General features: G+C 49.7%; 21 protein-coding genes. 3 read left to right on the top strand and 18 right to left on the bottom strand.

The features are described 5' to 3' along the window. Positions 1-11: 11 nt before the first annotated feature. The 12 genes from rsmH to MHH82_RS09365 form a co-directional block, all read right to left on the bottom strand. A complete protein-coding gene (gene rsmH, locus MHH82_RS09420; RefSeq protein ID WP_036666015.1) occupies positions 12-965 on the bottom strand; it encodes a 16S rRNA (cytosine(1402)-N(4))-methyltransferase RsmH in 954 nt (317 codons plus the stop codon). A gap of 79 nt (positions 966-1,044) precedes the next feature. After that, positions 1,045-1,482, bottom strand: coding sequence for a division/cell wall cluster transcriptional repressor MraZ (mraZ, locus tag MHH82_RS09415; RefSeq protein ID WP_009590832.1), 438 nt, complete (start codon positions 1,480-1,482; stop codon positions 1,045-1,047). A 207-nt stretch (positions 1,483-1,689) separates the two neighbouring features. Continuing rightward, complete coding sequence (locus MHH82_RS09410) at positions 1,690-2,958, bottom strand: adenosylhomocysteinase (RefSeq protein ID WP_015734228.1); 1,269 nt, start codon at positions 2,956-2,958, stop codon at positions 1,690-1,692. Between the two features lie 40 nt (positions 2,959-2,998). Next, positions 2,999-4,630 carry a bacillithiol biosynthesis cysteine-adding enzyme BshC gene (gene bshC / locus MHH82_RS09405; protein WP_340965380.1) on the bottom strand — a complete coding sequence of 544 codons (1,632 nt, stop codon included), beginning with the start codon at positions 4,628-4,630 and terminating at the stop codon, positions 2,999-3,001. A gap of 188 nt (positions 4,631-4,818) precedes the next feature. Further along, a complete protein-coding gene (locus MHH82_RS09400) occupies positions 4,819-5,757 on the bottom strand; it encodes an ABC transporter ATP-binding protein (protein ID WP_009590843.1) in 939 nt (312 codons plus the stop codon). Further along, entirely contained in the window at positions 5,754-6,749 is a 996-nt protein-coding gene (locus MHH82_RS09395) for an ABC transporter ATP-binding protein (RefSeq protein WP_009590828.1), read from the bottom strand. The genes MHH82_RS09400 and MHH82_RS09395 overlap by 4 nt, the downstream gene beginning before the upstream one ends. Before the next feature lie 13 nt (positions 6,750-6,762). After that, entirely contained in the window at positions 6,763-7,713 is a 951-nt protein-coding gene (locus MHH82_RS09390) for an ABC transporter permease (RefSeq protein ID WP_009590830.1), read from the bottom strand. A 2-nt stretch (positions 7,714-7,715) separates the two neighbouring features. After that, entirely contained in the window at positions 7,716-8,648 is a 933-nt protein-coding gene (locus tag MHH82_RS09385; protein WP_009590847.1) for an ABC transporter permease, read from the bottom strand. A gap of 207 nt (positions 8,649-8,855) precedes the next feature. Then, positions 8,856-10,520 (bottom strand): peptide ABC transporter substrate-binding protein, encoded by a 1,665-nt coding sequence (locus tag MHH82_RS09380; RefSeq protein ID WP_015734226.1) that lies wholly within the window; start codon positions 10,518-10,520, stop codon positions 8,856-8,858. Between the two features lie 149 nt (positions 10,521-10,669). Beyond that, positions 10,670-11,056 carry a DUF3397 domain-containing protein gene (locus MHH82_RS09375; RefSeq protein WP_015734225.1) on the bottom strand — a complete coding sequence of 129 codons (387 nt, stop codon included), beginning with the start codon at positions 11,054-11,056 and terminating at the stop codon, positions 10,670-10,672. A gap of 11 nt (positions 11,057-11,067) precedes the next feature. Continuing rightward, a complete protein-coding gene (locus tag MHH82_RS09370) occupies positions 11,068-12,027 on the bottom strand; it encodes a ketopantoate reductase family protein (RefSeq protein ID WP_036666025.1) in 960 nt (319 codons plus the stop codon). A 139-nt stretch (positions 12,028-12,166) separates the two neighbouring features. Next, the gene (locus MHH82_RS09365) at positions 12,167-12,817 is read right to left on the bottom strand and encodes an RsfA family transcriptional regulator (RefSeq protein WP_015734223.1); all 651 of its coding nucleotides are present in this window, start codon (positions 12,815-12,817) and stop codon (positions 12,167-12,169) included. A 341-nt stretch (positions 12,818-13,158) separates the two neighbouring features. Here MHH82_RS09365 and MHH82_RS09360 point away from each other — a divergent pair, with 341 nt between their 5' ends. Then, complete coding sequence (locus MHH82_RS09360; protein ID WP_006209059.1) at positions 13,159-13,395, top strand: DUF2626 domain-containing protein; 237 nt, start codon at positions 13,159-13,161, stop codon at positions 13,393-13,395. Positions 13,396-13,648: 253 nt separating this feature from the next. Next, positions 13,649-14,761 carry a coiled-coil domain-containing protein gene (locus MHH82_RS09355; protein WP_145035305.1) on the top strand — a complete coding sequence of 371 codons (1,113 nt, stop codon included), beginning with the start codon at positions 13,649-13,651 and terminating at the stop codon, positions 14,759-14,761. Between the two features lie 33 nt (positions 14,762-14,794). Here the strand turns inward: MHH82_RS09355 and MHH82_RS09350 are convergent, their stop codons facing one another. Both MHH82_RS09350 and MHH82_RS09345 read right to left on the bottom strand, forming a co-directional pair. After that, the gene (locus MHH82_RS09350) at positions 14,795-16,045 is read right to left on the bottom strand and encodes an extracellular solute-binding protein (protein ID WP_340965372.1); all 1,251 of its coding nucleotides are present in this window, start codon (positions 16,043-16,045) and stop codon (positions 14,795-14,797) included. Between the two features lie 198 nt (positions 16,046-16,243). Then, positions 16,244-17,575 carry a PhoH family protein gene (locus tag MHH82_RS09345; protein ID WP_036666031.1) on the bottom strand — a complete coding sequence of 444 codons (1,332 nt, stop codon included), beginning with the start codon at positions 17,573-17,575 and terminating at the stop codon, positions 16,244-16,246. Between the two features lie 117 nt (positions 17,576-17,692). Between MHH82_RS09345 and MHH82_RS09340 the strand changes: the two genes are divergently transcribed. Beyond that, on the top strand, positions 17,693-18,391 hold the full coding sequence (locus tag MHH82_RS09340) for a YhcN/YlaJ family sporulation lipoprotein (RefSeq protein WP_340965371.1): 699 nt from the start codon (positions 17,693-17,695) through the stop codon (positions 18,389-18,391). A 456-nt stretch (positions 18,392-18,847) separates the two neighbouring features. Here the strand turns inward: MHH82_RS09340 and MHH82_RS09335 are convergent, their stop codons facing one another. The 4 genes from MHH82_RS09335 to MHH82_RS09320 all read right to left on the bottom strand — a co-directional run bounded on the left by MHH82_RS09335 (position 18,848) and on the right by MHH82_RS09320 (position 22,954). Continuing rightward, positions 18,848-19,951, bottom strand: coding sequence for an LCP family protein (locus MHH82_RS09335; RefSeq protein ID WP_015734217.1), 1,104 nt, complete (start codon positions 19,949-19,951; stop codon positions 18,848-18,850). A gap of 163 nt (positions 19,952-20,114) precedes the next feature. After that, the gene (locus MHH82_RS09330; RefSeq protein WP_009592386.1) at positions 20,115-20,408 is read right to left on the bottom strand and encodes a YlaH-like family protein; all 294 of its coding nucleotides are present in this window, start codon (positions 20,406-20,408) and stop codon (positions 20,115-20,117) included. Positions 20,409-20,447: 39 nt separating this feature from the next. Next, on the bottom strand, positions 20,448-22,289 hold the full coding sequence (typA, locus tag MHH82_RS09325) for a translational GTPase TypA (protein WP_009592389.1): 1,842 nt from the start codon (positions 22,287-22,289) through the stop codon (positions 20,448-20,450). A 152-nt stretch (positions 22,290-22,441) separates the two neighbouring features. Beyond that, positions 22,442-22,954, bottom strand: a complete 513-nt coding sequence (locus MHH82_RS09320) for a hypothetical protein (RefSeq protein WP_015734216.1) — start codon at positions 22,952-22,954, stop codon at positions 22,442-22,444. Positions 22,955-22,957 lie beyond the last annotated feature (3 nt).

Here is a 22,957-nt window from a genome sequence, read left to right as displayed (position 1 = left end):
ATTTGATGTTTCTACAGTTTCTCCGCAATCCGCAGCTTCGCCGAACGCGCCCTTGGATTACTCTCAATTTCTTCCGCCGACGGGATAAGCGGTTTACGGTTTACCAGTTTCAGATCGCCTTGACCGCCACCGCATACGCACATCGGAAAGTCTGGAGGGCACGTGCACTTGGGAATGTAACTGTTAAAAATCTGCTTGCATATCCGGTCTTCGAGCGAGTGGAAGGTAATCACCGAGACCCTTCCTCCCGGTGCAAGACATCTTACGGCTTGATGAAGCGCATCCTCGAAAGCGCCCAGCTCATCGTTTACCGCGATGCGAAATGCTTGAAAGCTTCGCTTCGCCGGGTGGCCGCCCGTTCTTCGAGCCGCGGCCGGTATCCCTTCCTTAATCATTTCGACAAGCTCTCCGGTTGTCTGAATAGGACTCTGTGCCCTTCTTTCAACGATGACCTTGGCAATCCGCCTTGAAAACTTCTCTTCGCCGTATTGGTACAATATCCGCGCGATTTCCTGTTCCGGCCATTCGTTTACAATCTTGGCTGCTGTAAGCTCGGCGGATTGATCCATCCGCATATCCAGCGGGGCATCATGATTGTAGCTAAACCCTCTCTCCCCTTCATCAAATTGCGGAGAAGATACGCCCAAATCGAACAGTATACCGTCAACTTGCGGCTGCCCGTTCTCGCCAGCCCCCACTTCGCGTCGGAGCACCTCCTCCAAATCGCGAAAATTGGTCTTAACGAGGGTGATCCGGTCCGCATAAGGCTTCATGGCCTCCCGGGCGTTATTCAATGCCCAGTCGTCCTGATCCAAAGCGATCAACCGGCCTTCCGAACTTAGTTGGGAAGCAATGAGCGAGCTGTGCCCCGCCCCCCCGAGCGTACAGTCAACATATATACCGTCTGGTTTGATGCGCAGCCCTTCTGTCGCTTCTTGCTTAAGCACTGTGATGTGATGGAACAAAGCTGCAGCCCTCCATTGTGTCTCTTACATGATTTTTAGTGTAACTTGTCCATTTCGATTACGGGATTTTCCTAGCTGGTCATAAGTCAAAATCAAAGTCTACCAGCTTCTCTGCAATGTCGTTGAACGCTTCCTCCGACTGCTGATAGTAATTCTGCCATTGCTCCTTGCTCCAGATCTCCACGCGGCTCGATACGCCGATGACGACGCATTCTTTCTCGAGCTTGGCGAACTCGCGCAAATTGCCCGGCAAATTTACCCTTCCCTGTTTATCCCATTCACATTCCGTCGCTCCGGAGAAAAAAAACCGGGTGAATGCGCGTGCATCCGACTTCATGAGGGGTAGGGATTTGAGCTTCTGCTCCATGATGGCCCATTCATCTTTGGGGTATACAAAGAGGCAATTGTCCAAACCGCGGGTTACGATAAACGAGGTGCCCAAGAGGTCGCGAAATTTAGCGGGGATGATGATTCTCCCCTTATCGTCGATGCTATGCTGAAACTCCCCCATAAACATCAGGCATTCCACTCCTTAACCCCGATTCCCCACTTTGCACCACTTTCCACCACTTTAGGATAATAGATTCGGCGTCAAGAATCAAATCCCTTCTGAGCTGTATTTGTTTTTTTGGAACTTTCTCTCAGAACAACCGCGCAAAAAACCTCCTTTCATCCCGTCGGGGGATGGAAAGGAGGTTTGCAAATGATCTGAAGCTGCTGCGGTTTAATGCTGGGCCCAGCTGTCCAAGTAGGATTTCTGCTCAGCGCTCAGGCTGTCGATATGGATACCTAGACTTTCCAGTTTATATAATGCAACCTGTTGATCCAGCTCGTACGGAACATTCACGACGCGGTTGCCGATGCTCTGGTACTGATCATTCACGTGTTTGAGCGACAAGGCCTGAAGCGCAAACGTCATATCCATGATTTCTGCCGGATGTCCGTCCCCTGCCGCCAGATTCACCAAACGGCCTTCTGCAAGCAAATAGATCTTGCGGCCGTCCTTCAAATGGTATTCTTCGATATTGCGACGAACCGTCCGAACCGATTGGGATCGCTCCGACAGATCCGGTTTGTTGACTTCCACATCGAAGTGCCCGGCATTGGACAAAATGGCGCCATCCTTCATGACATCAAAGTCTTCTCCGCTAATGACGTCGCGGTTGCCCGTGACGGTTACGAAAAAGTCTCCCCGTTTAGCCGCTTCGCGCATCGGCATAACGTGGAAGCCGTCCATGTAAGCCTCAACCGCCTTGATCGGATCAATCTCGGTCACGATGACGTTGGCACCGAGACCTTTGGCGCGCATCGCCACGCCTTTGCCACACCAGCCGTAGCCGACGACAACGACCGTTTTGCCTGCAACCACCAGGTTGGTCGTTCGGTTAATTCCGTCCCAGACCGATTGCCCCGTACCGTAACGGTTATCGAATAAGTATTTGCAGTACGCGTCATTCACGGCAACCATCGGGAATTTCAGAGCGCCCTCTTTCTCCAGCGATTTCAGGCGCAGAATGCCCGTCGTTGTCTCTTCGGCACCGCCTCGCACTCCTTCTAGCAGATCCGTGCGCTCGGAGTGAAGGATCGTTACGAGATCCCCGCCATCGTCGATGATCAGATCCGGTCTCGTTTCCAGCGTTGAGATGAGGTGCTGCTTGTATTCCTCCGGATCCGGGTTGTACTTGGCAAACACCGTGATTCCGTCTTCCACCAATGCCGCGCATACATCATCCTGCGTCGACAGCGGATTGCTGCCGGTAATCGTCACTTCGGCTCCGCCGGCTTGGACGACCTTCGCCAGATACGCGGTCTTCGCTTCCAGATGCAGCGAGATGGCCACTTTCAGGCCTTTGAACGGTTGTTCTTTCTCGAATTGTTCGCGTACCCGGTTCAATACCGGCATGTGCGCCTGCACCCAATCAATTTTGAGATGACCTTCCGGCGCCAGTTTCAGGTCGGCAATATTGCTGGTTTGTATTGATGATGAGCTCATTTAACAGCCTCCTAGGATCTGATGTTTGAATTCCTGATCATTATACGTAAACGACGCGGTGCATGCCCGAAGCATCGTATGGGATTTCCATCAGGTGATCCACCAGATTCAATCCGTAACGATTCATGTATTCCAGTATGTTGTATACCCGCTCCTGAGGCTTCCCTTCCGGGAGCAGCGTCTGTTCGATGCGCTTCCACTGTGCCAAGGCGGCCTCATGCTGCTGTTCCAGGGCATTCCGGGATTTACTTAACAGGTAATCCATCTGCTCCAATATTTTATCTTTGTTGGTTAGACCTAATTTTAACAGTCCGCTCTGCATTTTGCCAAGATCTTCTATTAAAGGTTGATATAATGCTTCGAATTGCTTCCGGGTTTCGCTGAAGCGTTCCTCCAGATTCAGTTCGTCCTTGCTTGCCAGCCAAGCCTCGCGCTTCTCGGACAAGCGAAGCTGAACATCCTCGAAAGACAATCCGTATTTCTCCATCAGCTTGTGGACGGCGCCGTCCACAATGGAGAAAGACATTCTCGGGATGATTAGCGGCATCTGCAAGCCCATATCGGCAAATGCATAGCGCGTAATCGCCCAGTAAGAGATTTCGCCAGGACCGAGTATCGTCCCCAGCACGGGGAGCAGCGAGTCCTGCATGATCGGCCGGGTCAGCACGTTATTGCTGAAGCGCTCAGGAAACTGATGCAAATCCTGAAGCAATTCTTCCTCCGTGAGAGAAACGATGCCCTTGCGGTCGGAGAACACGCCTCCTTCCCGGTACAGCAGCAGGCGTCTGCCTTCATGCAAGTAGAACAGATTGGCCCCGTTCTCGGATACGTCGGCCTGGACCTCGTATCCCAGTCCGTCGATATCCCTTGCAGCCTGCTGGTACGAAAGTCCCAGTGTCTCGTTGCGGGTAATCAGCGATTCGAATATGGGCACTTCCAGCGCCCGAAGTCCCGGGTCTGCGGAATCCAGGAGGATCAGTCCATATTTGCCGAACATGGAGCCGATGAGTTTAGCGAATGCCTCGCTTAATCCGGCCGAGCCGTCAAACGATTGAGACGCAAGCTTCAGCAGGTCTGCCTTGTATTCGCTGTCCGCCAGCTGCGTCTGAAGCTCTGCCAGCATCATCGACCAGTCCTCATCAGGAACATCGGTATAACTCACCGATGTCCTGAGCACGTCCTTGGCATCCAGCTTGATTTTGGACAGCTGCTGATCCGGAGTCAGGAAATACGTGTGATTGACTTCATCCCAGTCATGGTCCTCTCCGGCGATCCAAAATACAGGCACAACGGGACGATTCAAGCGTTCCTCCGCTTCGCGGGCAGCCTGAATCACGGTGATGGCTTTATATATGACAAGCAGGGGGCCGGTAAACAAACCGCTTTGCTGTCCACCAACCATGGTAACAGTTCCGGGCTGTTCCAGCAGTTGAAGTGATTTATGTACGGCGGGGTGATCATTGTGTTTCTGGTTATACGTTCGAAGACATGCTGCCAGCGACTTGCGCTGAATTCGTTTGTCTTCCGAAAGATCCAGCCATTGTACCCGCTCGGCATAGCCGTGCTCGCCGCGGTGATCTTCACCGTAGAACCCGCTTACCCGGTCGAAATGGTGAATATAATCATGGGCGAGACGCGAAGCGAGGGATAATGGTTCCGGAACGATATTCATGAGGTATGCCTCCTATTCTACGTCGCAACCAAATCTAGATTGTGCATGCAGGTAAATTTATTTCTTTATTTTTTGCCTTTCTTGATTGTACCGAATGTTGGCATTGTGCGTCAAAGGAAAAGAATAGCCGCCGGCACGATGCCAGCGGCTATTCTTGAAGCAGCTTCCTATTAGCAGGTATGGATGACTTAAGCGTAAGCTTTGGCAACCCAGTGTCCTTTGGACACTTCGACCAGCTCCGAATCCTTCACGTCCAGCTGAACCGTTCCGTCTTCGCCTTTGGCTGCCGAAATCGGCCCCTGCGAATCGTCTTCCAGCTTGAGGCGCTTTTTGTTTGCCTCAATTTCAGGATCCGGAATCGGAATCGCGGACAGCAGGGTTTTCGTGTACGGATGGATCGGGTTCGCATACAGTTCCTCACTGTCTGCCAGCTCCACCATTTTGCCCAAATACATCACCGCTACCCGGTCGCTGATATGCTTAACCATGGACAGGTCATGCGCAATGAAGAGATAAGTTAAACCAAGCCGATCCTGCAGATCTTTCAACAAATTGACAACCTGCGCCTGAATCGAAACGTCAAGCGCCGAGATCGGTTCGTCACAAATGATGAATTTAGGGTTTACCGCAAGGGCGCGGGCAATCCCGATCCGTTGACGCTGACCCCCCGAGAATTCGTGGGGGTAACGCGTCGCGTGGTCGCTGTTCAAGCCGACCATATCCAGCAGCTCCTCAATCCGCTTCTTGCGTTCGGCGCGGCTGCCTGCCATTCCATGAATATCCAAGGCTTCGCCGATAATGTCCGACACCGTGAATCTTGGATTCAGCGAGGCATACGGATCCTGAAATATCATCTGCATATCGCGGCGCATCGCTTTCATCTTGCCAGGGGACAGCTTGTAAATGTCCGTTCCGTTAAAATTAACGCTCCCGGCCGTAGGTTCATAGAGGCGAAGAATCGTCCGTCCTGCGGTTGACTTGCCGCAGCCGGACTCACCCACCATACCAAGCGTTTCGCCTTCGCGAATGAAGAAGTTCAGGTCGTCAACCGCCTTAAGCACTTGGCCTTTGCCAACGTTGAAATACTTCTTCAGGCCTTTTACCTCAATTAAATGGTTATCCTTCATGAGCCCTGCGCCTCCTTCGCCATCGGGTGCAGATTCCAGCAGCGCGCGATGTGCGTGTCGCTGAATTCCGTTGCGCCCGGGTCGACCCGTTCGCAAATTCGCATAGCCTCATCACAGCGAGCAGCAAACGGGCAGCCTACCGGCGGCTTAATGAGATCGGGAGGCGTACCGATGATCGGGATCAGCGGCTCGTCCTTCTTCTGATCCAGGCGCGGCATGGAACGAAGCAAGCCTTTGGTATAAGGATGCTGCGGATTTTTGAAAATCTCCCATTTCGTTCCCGTTTCCACCACTTCGCCCGCATACATGACGATCACGCGGTCGCACATGCCGGCAACCACTCCGAGATCATGCGTAATCAGAATGATGGATGTGCCCAAACGCTCCTGCATTTCCTTCATCACGTCCATAATCTGCGCCTGAATGGTAACGTCAAGGGCAGTCGTCGGTTCATCCGCGATCAGCAGGGTCGGCTTACATGCAAGGGCGATCGCGATCATCGCGCGCTGGCGCATACCGCCGGAGAATTCATGCGGATACTGGTTGAAGCGCTCTTCCGCGTTTTTGATGCCCACCAGCTTCAGCATTTCGATGGCATGTTTCTTGGCTTCCGAGAATGACATCCCTTGGTGCTTGACCAGCACTTCCGTGATTTGTTTTCCTATTTTAATGGTTGGATTGAGCGAAGTCATCGGATCCTGGAAGATCATCCCGATATCCTTGCCGCGAATCGCTTCCATCTGTTTGTTCGTTTTTTTGAGAAGGTCTTGTCCTTGGAAAATGACCTCTCCTTTTTTTATTTCTGAGGGCGGGGACGGAATCAATCGCATAATGGTCTGGGCGGTAACACTTTTACCGCTTCCGGACTCACCGACGATGGCAACCGTCTCCCCCTTGCCGACTTCAAAATTCATGCCGCGGACTGCCTTTACTTCACCGCCGCGAACACGAAACGATACGTTGAGGTCCTTCACCTGCAAGATCGGTTCCATACCTTCCCACCTCCTATTTTTTCAATTTCGGATCCAGCGCGTCACGCAATCCATCACCGAAAATGTTAAATGCCAACATCGTCAAGCTGATAAATAGAGCAGGGAACAACATCCGCCATGGATAATACATCCATCCGGACAAGGCATCATTAATCATGGAGCCCCATGATGCAACCGGTGCTTGAACGCCAAGACCAAGGAAACTCAGGAAAGCCTCGGCAAAGATTGCGCTTGGAACCGACAAGGTCAAGGTAACGATGATCGGCCCCATCGCATTCGGAATCAAATGCCGGAACAGCAGGCGCGCAGTTCCCGCACCCATCGAGCGTGAAGCGAGCACATACTCTCTGCTCTTCAGCTGCATGATTTCGCCCCGCACGATCCAGGACATGTTAATCCACCCCGTAATGGTTAAGGCGAGTATGATCGTGCCTAAACTTGGCTCGAATACAACCAACAGCAAGATCGTAACGAGCAGGTACGGAATGGAATACAAAATTTCCGCAAACTTATTCATGAACTCATCGACGCGGCCACCGAAATAACCCATGATGCCGCCATATATTACGCCAATCATCAAGTCAATCGCAGCTGCTGCAAGACCAACGGTCAAGGATATCCGAGCTCCCATCCAGGTACGAACAAAAACGTCGCGGCCCAGATCGTCGGTTCCAAACCAATGTTCTGATGAAGGCGGCATATTCGTATTCATCAAATCATTCGTTTCATAATCATATTTAGAGATCATCGGGCCGATGATGGCCATGATGACAATCAGGATCATTATAATCAAGCCTGTCATTGCCAGCTTGTTCTTGCGCAATCTCTCCCAGGAATCTCTCCAGGAAGACAAGCTTTCACGCTGTATTACCTCGGATTGCTTCTCATCAGGACCAATCTTCTGAAAATCTTCAGGCTTCAAGTTTAGTGCCGCAGGATGAGGCATACGCTGTTCTTTCTCCATGTCTACCTCTCCTTCCCGCCGGTCAATTTAATGCGTGGATCCACAAATACATACACGATGTCCGTGACAAAACGAGCCAGCATCAGCAGGATGCCGTAGAAAATCGTAATTCCCATGATGACGGTATAATCACGGTTCGTGATACTTTCAACAAACTGCTTGCCTATGCCGCCGATACCGAAAATCTGTTCAATGACGACCGAACCCGTGATAATGTTCGCTGTCATTGGACCGACATAAGTCACGACCGGCAAAATACCGTTACGGATAACATGACGGAACATAATCGCAAACCAGTTAAGGCCTTTGGCCTTCGCCGTCTTGATATAATCCGAATGCAAAACTTCCAGCATGCTGGACCTTGTCAAACGAGCGATAAATGCAATCGGTTGTGCAGACAGCGCCATGACCGGAAGCACGTAGTCCAGCGGTCCCTCAAAGCCCATGACGTTGAATATGCCTGCTTTCTCCGCGAGAACGAATTGCAACAAGGACGCGAGCACAAAACTCGGTACCGCGATGCCCAGAACCGAGATAATCATGGCGATGTTGTCAATCAGCTTGCGGTGATACAAGGCTGCAAGCATCCCCAGCAGGACGCCCACGATGACGGATACCACAATCGCGATAAGACCCAAACGTAGTGACGGGCCAAACGTGTCTACAATAATATCTGTTACGGATTGTCCCTGTTTCTTCATGGACAAGCCAAAGTCACCCTGGATGATATTGCCCAAGTATTTCGTATACTGCTGAAATACCGGTTTATCCAAATCATACTGCTCCATCAGCCTCGCCAGAATTTCAGGCGATGGCTTTTTCTCTCCCATAAACGGATCGCCCGGTATGGCTTTCATAAGAAAAAAAGTGGCTGAGATCAGTATGAATAACGATACAAGCATATAAAAAAACTTACTCGCCACATACCTCAGCATTTCGCTAGCCTCCTGATCAGTTCTTCTAAACCAAGCCGTCTCTATAATTGTATAATTCCAGGACGGATTGGGCATCCCTTAACTTTCCCCAACGGACACAAGATTTGGAAACCTTGCGCTCATATAAAAAATCGGGATATATATGAGGTTTAGAATGCCCCACATATATATCCCGAAACGTAACCTTTTATAATGGTTTACAAAAGACTACTCGATATATGCGCGTGTGAAATCAATGTCACCTTTATAATCCAGATGCAAGTTCTTCACCCATGGTTTAACCAGGGACACACTGGAGTAGTAGTAGATCGGCATGACCACTTGGTTGTCTTCAACGAGAATTTTCTCAGCTTGGGACATCAGCTCCATGCGCTTGGCATTATCGCTTGTCGCATAGGCATCCTTCACAAGTTTGTCGTATTCTTCGTTTTTGAAACCAGTGTCATTGTTACCGCCGTTGGATGTCCACATATCGATATAAGTCATCGGGTCGTTATAGTCCGCCCCCCAGCCGGAACGTGCCACTTGATAGTTCAAGTCATCACGATTCTTAAGGAATACGCCCCACTCTTGGTTTTGAACCTTCACAGTAACGCCAAGGTTGTTCTTCCACATATCGGCAATGGCAAGCGCAATTTTCTTGTGGTTGTCATCGGAGTTGTGGATCAGAGTAACTTCAGGCATGGTGGTATAGCCTTTTTCCTTCATTCCTTGCTCGAGCAGTTTCTTGGCTTCTTCAAGATTTTCTTGGAAGTAAGTATCCGGCACCTCGTTACGGTACTCATCGGACTCACCCTTGATGCCTGGAGGAACAAAGCCGTAAGCAGGCAATTGTCCGCCTTGCGTAATTTTCTCTACGATCGCTTTACGGTCAATCGCCATAGAAAATGCTTTACGAATGTTCACATTGTCGAATGGTTCTTCCGTTGTGTTAAAGATATAGAAATACGTCGATGAAATCCCTTTGATCATCAGTTCATCGCCCAGTTCCTTTTTGATCGCCGTCAGTTGATCCGTCGGGATGTTGCCTGTTGGATGACCTGCATAATCCAATTCATCGTTACGGTAGCTTGAAAGTTCAGTTGCAGAGCTGTTGACGATGCTCATTTGGACTTTTTCAAGTTTGATGGAGTCCTTGTCCCAATATTGGTCATTCTTAACAAGCTCGATCTTTTGACCTTTTGTCATTTGTGAAACTTTGAACGGACCATTGCCGATCAAAGTGTCCGGTTTGGTCGCCCAAGAAGCATTACCTTCCACAGAGCTGTGAACCGGGAAGTACGTTTGGAAAGACATCAAGCTGAGGAAGTATGGCGTTGGGTTCTCCAGCGTAACTTCCAGCGTGTAATCATCGGTAGCTTTTACGCCCACTTCATTGGCGTCTTTGATCTCTCCAAGATTGTAAGCTTCAGCGTTCTTGATATAGTACAGCTGATATGCGTACGGTGATGCAGGAGTAAAGTTTGGATCAAGTACGCGTTTCCATGCGTATTCAAAGTCCTTGGCCGTTACAGGATCGCCGTTGCTCCATTTGGCATCTTGGCGAAGGGTGAAGACATATTTCAGTCCATCTTCCGAAATATCCCATTTTTCAGCCACGCCCGGCTCTTCAGTGCCTTCTGCACCTTTACGAACCAGACCTTCAAACACAGCATTGATTACCGTATTCGATGTATTGTCTTGAGACAACCCCGGATCCAATGTTGGAGGGTCGGAAGCAAGGTTCATGCGAAAGACTTGCTCTTTCGGTTTGTTACCCGCTTCCCCATTGTTGGCACTTTGATCATTCTTGTTAGCTCCACATGCTGCCAGCACTGAACTGAAGGCAAGAATCAGCGTCATGAGAAGCAGTAGTTTCTTTTGTTTCTTCATCTTGCGGTATCCCCCTCATAGATTTTAGGTATATGCTTATCGATTATACAACCAGTGGTCAAAAAAATCCAGAAATCAATAAATTGAAAAATCTGCCTGACCCAATGATCAAACAGATTTCTCATATAATACTAGTTATTAGATTGTACTTACATCATCTTAATTATGTAGGAGAGTAGACCAAAAAATGTAAAAACTATGTAACCAAAACTCATTGTCACAAAGCCGAGCCTCCACACGGCCCGCAGCAGCCTTTTTCCGTTTACCTTGCCTTTCCAGCGGTTTTGCGCACTCCCGATCAGCCCCGCCGCGATCAGCAGCATCAAGAGTATCAGATAAAATCCGAATTTGGTCTGGAACGTATTATTAAACAAGGCGGAAACCGAGAACAGCATAAAAAAGGTGGTGATATCCATGGCCAGCTCCAGCGCTTGTTTTCGATTCTTATTTCTTTGGAGCACTATGATATACACGATCAGAAACGGAATGAACGGAAAAAGACTCAATGTGTTAAACAGACCCTGCAAAAACCCCATGCTAAGACCCCCTATAGATTCATCCCCTCGATGAGCTGCGTGATCAGCTCGTGTTTTGGCACTGAAACGCCATATTTGTGTCCAAGCTGGACAATGCTTCCGTTAATCCAGGCAACTTCCGTCGTTCGGCCGTCCATCACGTCCTTTAGCATGGAGGACGTGTTACCTGAAGTGGATTGACAGACGCTTACAATCCATTCCCACAGCTTGTTTCCATACGGAATTCCGGCAGCTTCATATACAAGGATTCCTTCATGATACAGCTGCTTCATAAGCCCGGCCCGTTCAGGGGAGGATAACAGCGCTCCGTTAGGAATCCGCCACAATGCAGTCAAAGGGTTAATGACCGCATTCATCAGCAGTTTACGATAAATCATCTCATCCATCTCATTCGACAATAAAGCTTCAAATCCTGCTCTATTCAGCTCTTTAACCAGCTCAATTTCATGATCTTCGCGGGATGTTGCCCCTATAAAGCTCGCAGCAGGCATCATTTTGCCGATTGTCGTCGTTCCGTGGCCGGCGTGCAGAACCGAGGAACTGCTTGTACGCTTGGCCCCTTCCGTGGTAATCGCTGCATAGAGCTTCCACATGGGCAGCAGCTCCCGAAGCCGTTCCAAATGGCCTGTACCGTTCTGAAAGCATATGAGATTGCGGCGATGGTGTCCGAATGGTGCCAGCACTTCCCTGGCCATCTCTTCGATCCCTTGCTGCTTCAACATGAGAAAGAGATAATCCGCATCCGCTGCCGCTCCCGACTCGGCAAAGGCATTCCATGCACGGACCGAAAAAGCATGGGGGGCAACGGTCTGAGGCTTCCCCTCCGTCTTCTCGATCGTGATGCCGGTAGTCCGGAGTTTGCTCGCCTGCTCCTCGCTGCGGCACCATACCGTGACGCCGCAGCCTGAAGCCGCAAGTTTGCCGGCATACAACAGGCCCAAAGAGCCGGCCCCGATGATATGTATATTCATGATCATCCCCCATTACTGTCTTTAAACATGATGTGCTAGTCTTAGTATATATCAGAATAATCTTCAATACGCACAAATAACCCGCCAAAGCGCATGAAATGCACTAGTGCGGGTTACGGCGGATCAGGATAACCTTTATCTATTCGATTCGTTCCAGATTACCGTTGGCATCCATTTTGAAGCGGGTCTTCAGTTCCTCGTCCTCTTCATTCAAAAAAGCCAGTCTCCGTGCCCGATCCATAATCTGAATCAGTGCCTTATAATCGTCATTGACCACATGGTAATCGGTTTTCACTTCGCTTACTTCCTTCAACAACCGTTGATTCTCGCTGCGGAGCCTTGCAAGCTCATCCTCTTTTTCACGCAAATTCTTCTCAAGCAGTTTGTACTGGCGTGAACTTTCCTGCAGCCCGCCCTTCCACTGACGAAGGAAACGGATCACCGCATCGATGGACAGCGTCTCTTCGCTTGCGCCATCATTTCTATAAACATCGTGCTCCATTTCCGGAGCTGCCAATCCTGCAACTTGTGGTCCGCTGGCGGAAGGCTGTTTTTTATAATAACTTCTCTTTTGACGCTGAGATTTCGCCAAGCTGATAGCATCCTCATATTTCTTGCGAACACAGCTGTTCCAACGAAATCCGCAAGCCGCCGATGTCCGGCCTATTCTTTCTCCGACTTCCTCAAAGGCAGCCAATTGGGTGCTGCCCTCACGAATATGACGCAGGGTTACCTCCGCCAGTATTAGGTCGTCCTCTGCGCTCCATGCATCCTGTCTCACTGCTGACATACCATAAAACCCTCCTAACGACATCCTAAAATAACCGTCTTCAATACCGTAAATCGGCTGCTGAATAGGGTATAAAAACTGCTTAGTTCATTTCTATGCCTCTCATAGAGTTCATAGAATCTATTTGATACTAAAATGTATTTCCATTTTGATTACAGATCATACTCTTACGGAGGGAAAAGGGGCGTTTCACCCAAATTGTTCCCGAATTCAATGTCCTGCTTCTGGTTAATAATAAAAAATAAAGGGTTTTCTTGAGTTAGGCGTTTACACGTTTTTCCCATAACGCTATAATGTTCATAGCAGCATTATGTGCGTACATACGAGAGGAGGATATAATCGTGGCACGGATGTTTCGAGTCCTTGGCTTTTTCACCCTGACCATCGGGTTGATGGCCTTTGCCGGAGATCATATTGAAATGGCACTGCTTTTCTTCCTGCAGACCGCATTTTTCGTGATCCTGGGATATTTGAAATTCACGGAGAGAACCTATATTCTTCTCTTCTGGGCTTATATGATCGTGACCTTCACAGGCTTTAGCTACTGGACGGTCTTCATTATGGGCAAACCACTCTAATATGTAAACCATGCAAGCGATAACGAGATCCGCCGGCGGTCAACCTGGACAACCTGAGGCTGCGCTGGTGGATTTTCCTTGCGATTAGAGAACAAGTACTTAAAAGAGCGATCAGGTGCTTTAGCTGCCGGATCGCTTTTTTAGTGCCTAAAGGTTGATAATTGAGTCGTACGCGTCATATATTGGTTAAAATGAAGGGACAGACCATGGTTGGTATCCTTTCGACTAACAACCATGCAAGGAGGACTCCCGTTTGAAAGTACGAATAAAATACCCACTCCTCCCGGTCTTGCTGTGTTTAACCCTATTCTTCTGCTTCATCGGCGCTCCCGCTGCGGTTTATTCCCAGCAGGATGTCAGCCCCGTCATGCCTGACTCGGAAGAGGCGCGCAAGCTTCTGGAGGACAGCCTCTCCATCGTGGAAATCGATCATGAAATCGAACGGATAACCAAACGCATGGAGGAATTGCAGACTCTTCAGAATGAGCTGCAAACCCAAATCCAGGATATGGGCTTGCGCATTGAAGACCGGCGAGCTCGGGCAGCCGCCGTCCTTCGGTCATATTATATGGGTGAGCGGGATAACTTATTTTTCATGCTGCTGTCTGCAAAAGACTTAGCCGGCTTTTTCCGCGTCATGGACTTTTACGATATTATTATTCAGAACGACCGGGATACGCTTACCGTGTATAACAATCAGTACCGCTCCCTTGCTTCCGCTCAGGCTGAAGCAGCACGGAATGCGTCCCGGCTCGCCGAAGTAAAGGACAGCCTGGTTGAGCAGCGCGAACGGGTGCTTGCGCTTGAGCAGCAGGTAGATGGAGCACTCACAGCCAGCGGCAATCCGGATGCCATGAAGAGGTTGATCGAGGAGTTTACCCTCTATTGGGAGAATGTAGGGCTGTACGAGGTGAAGCGTCATTTCCAGGCCCTGGCTAGCGCCATGGAAAATCTGCCGTCGTTCGTCCAAGGCAGCAAGAATATACTGAAGACCAACGGCAAGGTATACACCATCGACATCCATGAAGATGATCTCAACACGTTTTTAAGATCCGAAGACGAAATCTTTAATAGCTTTGCGTTTCATTTTGACGATGGAAAAGTAATAGCTTCCGGCGAAAGCGGAAATTTGTCGCTGCTGATTGAAGGGAAATACACCGTCATTAACGAACCGGAGAATGCCATTATGTTTGAAGTCGACAAACTTGTGTTCAACCGGCTGGAATTGCCCGACACAACGCGCAGAGCGCTGCAGGAAGAATTCGACATGAACTTTTATCCCAAGCAGCTGGTTTCTTTCTTGAAAGCGACGGAGGTCGCAAGCGACGATCAACGATTAGTGGTCAAAATGGAGCTGGATCTATAGAAAAAGCTGCCCGCGAGGGCAGCTTTTTTCTTGTTATGGTTGAGCAGGCGTGTACAATTTCATATATTCTTCAATCGTTATTTCGCCATGCAGCAATCGATATGCTGATTCGCTATAAGTCTGGAAACCTTCCGAATCGCCAAAATCCAAGGCGGCCGGCTCATTCCGAGAGAGCAGCACCTGGGCGGGAACCGCTGCTTTTTGCCAAATGCCCCGATCCTTCAGGTTCGTGCCCGTGACATACATTTCGGATATAACGGGGAGTGTTCCTGACGTTTTGCTCCATTCCTGCTGCATCTCTTTGCTTGTCATATACGTAATCCATTTCATGGCAAGCGCGGACGACTCCGTCTGTGCGGCTACCGCAAAACTTCTCGCTCGCACAACCGGCGTATTCAAATGGCTCTTTCCCATGGCCAATGCGGAAGACAATCCGCTTACCTCTCGGTCCGCGAAGCTCGAATACGGCTCAACGGCCACGGAAGCCTCCTCTATGCCAGAGGAAGGTTCCTGCCCCGTTTCTATCGTATCTGCTGCGCCTTGGGACGATTCCAGCGTTCGAAGGTGATTGCGGATTAACATTTCAAGTACTTCTTGATCCGGCTTGGAAGGATCGCCTTCAAGCAAATGCACCGCCGCGCCGAATGCGTAAGGATCCTTCGGATCAAATGAGAGGACAGGGCTCGTCTTATGAAGCTCCATATATTCCTTCCAAGCCTGACGGCTCTCCGGCATGTTAAATGAGGCGCCGTCTTTCCCTTCGGTCTGCCAGGTCACGATATAGGGATCTATATCAAAAGGCATTCCCCATTGATACCCGTTCCATTGCAGCTGCGGCAGAAGACCATTCAGGGTATCCTCGCCGGTCACCGTTGTCTGTGATGCATCGACGGGCAGAAGATATCCCGTCATTGCAAGCACTTTAATGTAATGGGAATCCGTTAATATAATGTCCGGTCCTTCGCCAAGGGACATATGAAGCAAAAACGATTCTTTCTCCGTACCGGCTGTTTCCAGAGGCGTGATTTCGATCTCGGCTCCGGTCTCTTCCATAAAGCGTTCGTTGAGCGCTTTCAGGTGCCTCAGCTCGTCCGGATTCAATTGGACGCCGACCTTGATGGGGCCCAGGTCGCTCTCTGGCACCTCCGGCCTCTGCTGCGGAGGAATCGGTTCATCCCCGGGCGGTTCCCGTCTCGTATGATGAGTGAAGTCAAAGCTGGGAGATAAACTGGATAAGGATAATAATAAAATGGCGAATAAGAACCAATATTTCTTCCGCTTCATATCCCCTCTTCACTCCTCCCATAGTCGCATGCCCTTATTTTACCAAACTTATAGTGCTCTTGTCCTATCTTTTTTTATAATTTACCAGTCCATATTTTACTAATAGGACCCGATCGCTAAAAGGACTGTCCATATGAATTCCGGACAGTCCTTCTCGTACAAGTTACTTTGTGAAATCATTTCTCGGGAAATATAACGCTACAGCAAATCGGCCGCCAGCTGTGCCAGCTTGGAACGCTCCCCTTTAGTTAGCGTAATATGTCCGCTTAAACCTTCCTGCTTAAATCGTTCAACCACATAAGTCAGCCCATTGCTAACGGCATCCAGGTAGGGATGGTCAATCTGTTCCGGGTCCCCCATCAGTATCACCTTGCTCCCTTCTCCCGCCCGGGAAACAATCGTTTTGACCTCATGGCGGGATAAGTTCTGAGCCTCATCAACGATGATGAACTGACCTGGAATGGAGCGACCGCGGATGTAAGTCAGTGCTTCTACCTGGATGCTTCCCAGACCCATCAATATTTTATCGATATCGCCGGATTTCTTGGTGTCGAACAAATACTCCAGGTTGTCATAGATCGGCTGCATCCACGGTCTCAGCTTCTCTTCCTTTTCTCCCGGCAAATATCCGATATCTTTCCCCATCGGAACGACCGGACGCGCAATGAGCAGTTTTTTGTATTTGTGTTCATCCTCCACCTTGGATAGTCCTGCTGCCAATGCCAGCAAGGTTTTGCCCGTTCCGGCTTTTCCCGTAATGGTAACCAGCGGAATGTCGTCATTCAGGAGAAGCTCAATCGCCATGCGCTGTTGAGCATTCCGGGCACTGATGCCCCATACGGGCTCGTTGCTTAGATGAAGCGGCTCTAGTCGGGTTGCATCTTCATTCACATGAAGCAGGGCAGACTTGCCGGATCCCATCTCGTCCTTCAGAATAACGAATTCGTGCGGATAAAGCGGATAAGAGAGTTGAAGTGGTTTAATCGGCAAATAACGATAGCTGTAGAATTCATCGATCACGGAAGGATGCACCTTGATCGTTGAGAATCCCGGATATAATTCGCTTGGATCCGCCGTGCGGTCAGTTAGATAATCCTGTGTCGTTAGCCCAAGCACATCCGCTTTTATTCGAACGAGGACATCCTTGCTGACAAGAACAACGGGTCTTCCGTCCTCCTTCGGCTCCTCCTCCAATTTATAATTTAACGCGACAGCCAAAATACGATTGTCGTTCGATGCTTCGCTAAATAACTCCTGTACCTTGACGAAGCTGCGATGATTTAGCTCAACCTTCAACGTCCCGCCGTTCTCCAGAAGAACTCCGTCGTGAAGATGACCTTGTTCTCTAATCCCATCAAGCAATCGGGAGACCATACGGGCATTGCGGCCGATTTCATCGGCATTTCGCTTCTTGGAATCAATCTCTTCAAGAACCACCGCAGGAATGATGACTTCATGCTCCTCGAATGCATAAATCGATTGAGGATCATGCAGCAGTACGTTCGTATCCAGTACAAATATTTTTTTCATCTTATCCCTCCACTGCTTCTTCATCAGGTACACACATAAACCTTTCCGTCCCGGACATAATAAGCGTAGCGACTGGAGTAATTTAGCGAATTCTATTACGAAAGGACAGATCAATCCATGAGAGCTGCTCTATCCATCATGCTGGCGGTGTTGTTGCTCGCAGGCTGCGGAACCGCCAATAACAATGCATCACCCTCTCCTCGTAATCAAACCGATGGAACCACTGCTAACAGTGTTCGCAACATGAACGGGAACAGAGGTTATACCACCAACAATGTAGACGGTTGGACACCGGATAACCCCAATACGGGGCGTGTCGGTAACGTAAATGATAACAACGGACGAGTTGACGCCACAACCGCAAATCACCTGAAATCACTGGCTGAGAGCGTGCCTGGCGTTAAAAACGCGAACTGTGTTGTCATGGGCAAAACGGCTGTCGTCGGGCTGAATGTAGATGGAAATTTAGATCGTGCAGAAGTTGGAACCATTAAATACACGGTCGCGGAAGCCCTTCAAACCGATCCGGCAGGCGCCAATGCACTGGTTACGGCCGATTTGGACGTAGCCAACCGGATTGCCGAGCTTGGTCGGCACATTCAGGAGGGACATCCTGTTTCCGGACTTGCCAGTGAACTTGCAGACATCGTTGGCCGTATCATCCCTCAATTGCCGAAAGACGTAACGCCGCGAGACGGGAATGCACAGCGAAACGGGAATGGGCAGCAAAACGGAAATGTGCAGCAAAACGGTGCTAAAACGGTAAAACCAAATTATCGCGGTCATGCACCGGCCCATCCACAAAACGGGAAATAAACTTGAGGATGATTTCGGTCTTACGCGCGGACATATCTCGTCATGACCCGAGTTTGTCCGTCACAAGTCTCCAAATTTCATACAAAAAAAGCCCAGTGAAACTCACTGGGCTTTTTTTAAGGTCATAACAACGCCACTAACCGGCATAGCTGCTTCGCTAGGGACATGACCGTTAACATATTTGGAGTATGACTGCTTATTCGGTGCAACATGGACACCCATGTCGAAAGAACCCGTCATGAGCGACATGGAATCAGAAGGACGACATCCGAAGGATCCCCGTTCCCTAATGGAATCCGCCCGCACCAATGCAGGGGCAGGGCAACCCGTCTGCCGACTATGGATCAATGGGTGTGTCGTATGCATCATGAGGTAGGACATTCCTTCGGCCTCCTGTACAATGATCTCCATCTGATACATTGTATTATAACATACGATAAAACTTGCCTTCAATTGTCACGGAGCCGTTGCAGAATCCGCTTCTGTTCCCTGATCGCCGGCGTTGTGTTTCCCTGCAAGCTCATCTTGCAGCGCTTGTTTGGCTGCATTGAGTTCATTTGCATTAATGTAAACGTTAGGACTTCTCCACTCACCGGTAATCGGCATAAATTTAACGTCTTCTTTGCCAATATCATAATAAGTCGCGAGCAAGTTCCGGATTTGCTCCTGCTCGAAATCGGTGGTCATATTGTCGCTGACCGCATCCAGCGCATTGCCGACCTTCGTAACGCCGCCGAACGATTTCATCTTGTCCAGCAAGGAATGCAACACTTCGCTTTGGCGGGCATTGCGATCAAAGTCGTTGGACTCCTTGGTTTTCGGATTACAGTTCATTGATTTGCGGTAACGCACATAGTCTAGCGCCTTCTTGCCATCCAGCTTTTGCGGACCCACCGTCAGGTTGATGTCGGTTCCATCCACGGAATCCCGGTGGCACATGTTGTATTGTACGTTAACATCCACCCCGCCGAAGGTATCCACGACGTCGCGGAAACCCTGAAAATCGATGACCGTTACATAATCGATATTAACGCCAAGATACTTGCTCATCATGACTTTCATTTCTTCTTCTGCCGGAATGCCGCTGCCCGGCTCCTTTTTCTCGGCTGCTTTGTAAGCTGCTTTAAATCTTGGGTAGTAGGCGTTCAGCTTCGTCGCCTTGTATCCTTCAAGTTCAATCAGCGTATCCCGCGGCAGGGATACCAGCGTCGACGTATTGGTTTCCGGATGCATGGAGGCGACCATCACCACGTCCGTCAGGTACGTCCCTGTTTCCGGACGATGATCGGTTCCCAAGAGCAGCACGGTAATCGGTTTTTCTTTCGCGGAATGGCCCGGAGCTACCGGCTTGTCGATCCCGCTTTTCTCGATGACCTGATTCCCCTTGAAGAAGAGATATCCGGCATAACCTGCTGCAGCCAAAACCGCGATTAGCAGTACGATCAGAATAAATTTAAAAAATGATTTCCATGGACTTTTTTTCTTTTTAGGAACTGGCTGTTTCTTGCCCTTCCCCCCACTTTTGGCTCTTGGAGGGAGATTGGTATGAGTAGGATTCATATCATAACACCTGATTTCATTCAAATTAGATGAATGTCCGATAAACGCTTCACATTTCGAAGCATTTACCGGACCATGGTTGACTTCTCTCTCTTATAAACGATGGGGACTGACAAAAAGTTGCCGTATGGTTGTTGCCTGAATTGCTAAATTTCTACAAACCTTATGACTTCGGCTCGGCTTGAGCCTTCTTCTTCTGACGATCTTCAACAAAGTATCGAATACGCACCATCAGCATCAACGCCACAGCGACCAACAAACATTGGATAATCGGCAGCTTATCGATCTGAAACACAAGCAGTATCGCCGAACCCAGGGCCATCAAGATATACAGGAGAATCTCCTTCAAGAGAGGAAGTTTCTGCTTCACTCGGAATACCTTGTTGTAAACGTAGGTGATCAGCACAAAAATGACGATATACGAAACGAGCGGGTGCGCGGCAAACCATTCCTGCATGATAGGTTCACTCCTTTTGGGCAAGTAGATCTCTATCTATTATAGATTTGCTTGCGCCATTTTACGATGTTTTTCTGCGCGTTCGCGCTCACTCTTGTTCAAAATCTTCTTGCGGAGACGGACGGACTTCGGCGTAATCTCGCAATACTCGTCGTCGTTCAAGTATTCCAGAGCTTGCTCAAGCGAGAAGATGACCGGTGTTTTCAATTTCACCGTATCGTCCTTCGTTGCCGAACGAACGTTAGTCAATTGCTTCTCTTTACAAATATTGACGACGATATCGTTGTCGCGGGTATGCTCCCCGACGATCATGCCTTCATAAATCTCGGTCCCCGGTTCCAGGAACAGGGTTCCGCGGTCTTCAACCGACATCATGCCGTAGAACGTCGAAGATCCGTTTTCCGTGGAAACCAGCACGCCTTGATGGCGTCCGCCCACTTGGCCGCCAACCAGCGGGCCATAGCTGTCGAACGCGTGGTTCATAATGCCGTAGCCGCGTGTCAGCGTCAAGAAATGGGTGCGGTAGCCGATAAGCCCGCGAGCCGGAATCAGGAATTCCAGACGGACTTGACCGTTTCCGTTGTTCACCATGTTCACCATTTCGGCCTTGCGTGTTCCAAGGCTTTCCATAACGGCGCCCATGCTCTCTTCCGGCACGTCAATCAGGAGGCGTTCGATCGGTTCCATTTTGACGCCATCGATTTCCCTTACGATAACTTCAGGCTTGGATACTTGAAGCTCATAGCCTTCACGACGCATATTCTCAATCAGGATACTGAGGTGAAGCTCGCCGCGTCCCGAAACGATATAGGCATCCGGGCTGTCCGTCTCATCCACTCGCAAGCTGACGTCCGTTTCCAGTTCTTTGAAGAGACGGTCACGAAGCTTGCGGGATGTCACCCATTTGCCTTCGCGTCCGGCAAAAGGACTGTTGTTCACCAGGAACGTCATTTGCAGGGTAGGCTCGTCAATTTTGAGAACCGGGAGGGCTTCCGGATGCTGCGGATCCGCAATGGTTTCTCCGATGTTGATGTCTTTGATGCCTGCGATCGCCACGATGTCGCCAGCGCCTGCTTCGGCAACCTCGATCCGCTTCAGTCCCTGGAAACCGAACAGCTTCTCGATACGGGCATTCTTGGTGGAACCGTCTCTAAGCATAACGGCAACCGGTTGGCCTTGCTTAATGACCCCGCGATTCACGCGGCCGACGGCGATACGGCCCAGATATTCATTGTAATCCATCAAGGTAACGAGGAACTGCAGAGGCTCGTCCACTTTCTCGGTAGGGGAAGGGATATGGTCGATAATGGTTTCGTAAAGAGCAAGCATGTTATCGTCTTGCTTCTCCGGATCCATGCTAGAAGTACCGTTTAGGGCAGATGCATATACTACGGGGAAATCCAACTGGTCGTCGTTCGCTCCAAGCTCAATGAACAGGTCAAGCACTTCATCGATCACTTCAGCTGGGCGAGCAGCCGGACGGTCGATCTTGTTTACAACGACGATCGGCGTCAAGTTATGGGCAAGCGCTTTGCCCAGAACGAACTTGGTCTGAGGCATGCAGCCTTCGTATGCGTCAACAACGAGCAGAACGCCGTCGACCATTTTCATGATACGTTCGACTTCACCGCCGAAATCGGCGTGTCCAGGCGTATCCACGATGTTGATCAAGAAATCTTTATACGTAATAGCCGTATTTTTGGCTAGGATGGTAATACCGCGTTCGCGCTCCAAATCATTGGAGTCCATCGCGCGCTCCTGCAGGGTCTCATGCTCCCGGAAAATACCGGACTGCTGCAGCAGTTGGTCTACAAGTGTTGTTTTGCCATGGTCAACGTGAGCAATAATGGCAATGTTGCGAATCTGATCTCTTGATTGCATAAATATATCTCAAATCCCTTCTATTCGAATGAGCCACAAAGAAAGCGCCGGACGACATGCCGACGCTTCAACATACATCCTATAATATAGGTAAACGAGCGGGAAAATCAAGTCTTTTCAGAAAACTTCCAGCAACTTTTACCTCTTCCCGATTACCAGCCTCGGCTCCATTTATTATTGCGTCTCGGACGATTGCGGCCGAAGATCATCCAAGCGCCCGCAGCGATCAAGATCAGCGCAATAATGTAGAACGCTCCTGTCTGAAGCCAGGTGAAGATGAATATCACAACGGAAAGCGCCGTCAAACCAAGCGCAATCGGCAGTGCAGCGCCGGGACGCGGGCTCTCGTACAGATAATACTCAAACAGGCCTACGGCCACACCGAGAATGAGAACAGGCCATAATGAAGCCATTAGTCCCCAGCCGCCCATATTGCATATGAAGAACAGAAGCCCGTATACCGTCAGAATACCGCCCGGAATCAGAACGGCGGCAGAAGCCCGGCGACCAAAAAACAGGATATGCAAAAAAATACCCGGCAGCAGCAGGACGAGCGGCCATAACGTTCTGCCCAGAAATCCGAACACGCCAAGCTTGCCGAGCAAAATAACGACTCCAGCGACAACGATGAAAATACCCAATGCCAAATCTTTTCTGGAGGACATTTG

The organism is Bacillus sp. FSL K6-6540 (genome assembly GCF_038007545.1).
This window is presented reverse-complemented; position numbering and strand designations above follow the sequence as displayed.

What these genes read in the sequence shown, in the direction of transcription:
- MHH82_RS09330 (WP_009592386.1), bottom strand. Translation starts at nt 20,408, where the DNA reads ATGCAGGAATGGTTTGCCGCGCACCCGCTCGTTTCGTATATCGTCATT.
- MHH82_RS09375 (WP_015734225.1), bottom strand. Translation starts at nt 11,056, where the DNA reads ATGGGGTTTTTGCAGGGTCTGTTTAACACATTGAGTCTTTTTCCGTTC.
- bshC (WP_340965380.1), bottom strand. Translation starts at nt 4,630, where the DNA reads ATGAATATCGTTCCGGAACCATTATCCCTCGCTTCGCGTCTCGCCCAT.
- MHH82_RS09370 (WP_036666025.1), bottom strand. Translation starts at nt 12,027, where the DNA reads ATGAATATACATATCATCGGGGCCGGCTCTTTGGGCCTGTTGTATGCC.
- MHH82_RS09345 (WP_036666031.1), bottom strand. Translation starts at nt 17,575, where the DNA reads ATGAAAAAAATATTTGTACTGGATACGAACGTACTGCTGCATGATCCT.
- MHH82_RS09350 (WP_340965372.1), bottom strand. Translation starts at nt 16,045, where the DNA reads ATGAAGCGGAAGAAATATTGGTTCTTATTCGCCATTTTATTATTATCC.
- MHH82_RS09400 (WP_009590843.1), bottom strand. Translation starts at nt 5,757, where the DNA reads ATGAAGGATAACCATTTAATTGAGGTAAAAGGCCTGAAGAAGTATTTC.
- MHH82_RS09335 (WP_015734217.1), bottom strand. Translation starts at nt 19,951, where the DNA reads ATGAATCCTACTCATACCAATCTCCCTCCAAGAGCCAAAAGTGGGGGG.
- MHH82_RS09380 (WP_015734226.1), bottom strand. Translation starts at nt 10,520, where the DNA reads ATGAAGAAACAAAAGAAACTACTGCTTCTCATGACGCTGATTCTTGCC.
- MHH82_RS09410 (WP_015734228.1), bottom strand. Translation starts at nt 2,958, where the DNA reads ATGAGCTCATCATCAATACAAACCAGCAATATTGCCGACCTGAAACTG.
- MHH82_RS09395 (WP_009590828.1), bottom strand. Translation starts at nt 6,749, where the DNA reads ATGGAACCGATCTTGCAGGTGAAGGACCTCAACGTATCGTTTCGTGTT.
- MHH82_RS09340 (WP_340965371.1), top strand. Translation starts at nt 17,693, where the DNA reads ATGAGAGCTGCTCTATCCATCATGCTGGCGGTGTTGTTGCTCGCAGGC.
- MHH82_RS09390 (WP_009590830.1), bottom strand. Translation starts at nt 7,713, where the DNA reads ATGGAGAAAGAACAGCGTATGCCTCATCCTGCGGCACTAAACTTGAAG.
- mraZ (WP_009590832.1), bottom strand. Translation starts at nt 1,482, where the DNA reads ATGTTTATGGGGGAGTTTCAGCATAGCATCGACGATAAGGGGAGAATC.
- MHH82_RS09365 (WP_015734223.1), bottom strand. Translation starts at nt 12,817, where the DNA reads ATGTCAGCAGTGAGACAGGATGCATGGAGCGCAGAGGACGACCTAATA.
- typA (WP_009592389.1), bottom strand. Translation starts at nt 22,289, where the DNA reads ATGCAATCAAGAGATCAGATTCGCAACATTGCCATTATTGCTCACGTT.
- MHH82_RS09320 (WP_015734216.1), bottom strand. Translation starts at nt 22,954, where the DNA reads ATGTCCTCCAGAAAAGATTTGGCATTGGGTATTTTCATCGTTGTCGCT.
- MHH82_RS09385 (WP_009590847.1), bottom strand. Translation starts at nt 8,648, where the DNA reads ATGCTGAGGTATGTGGCGAGTAAGTTTTTTTATATGCTTGTATCGTTA.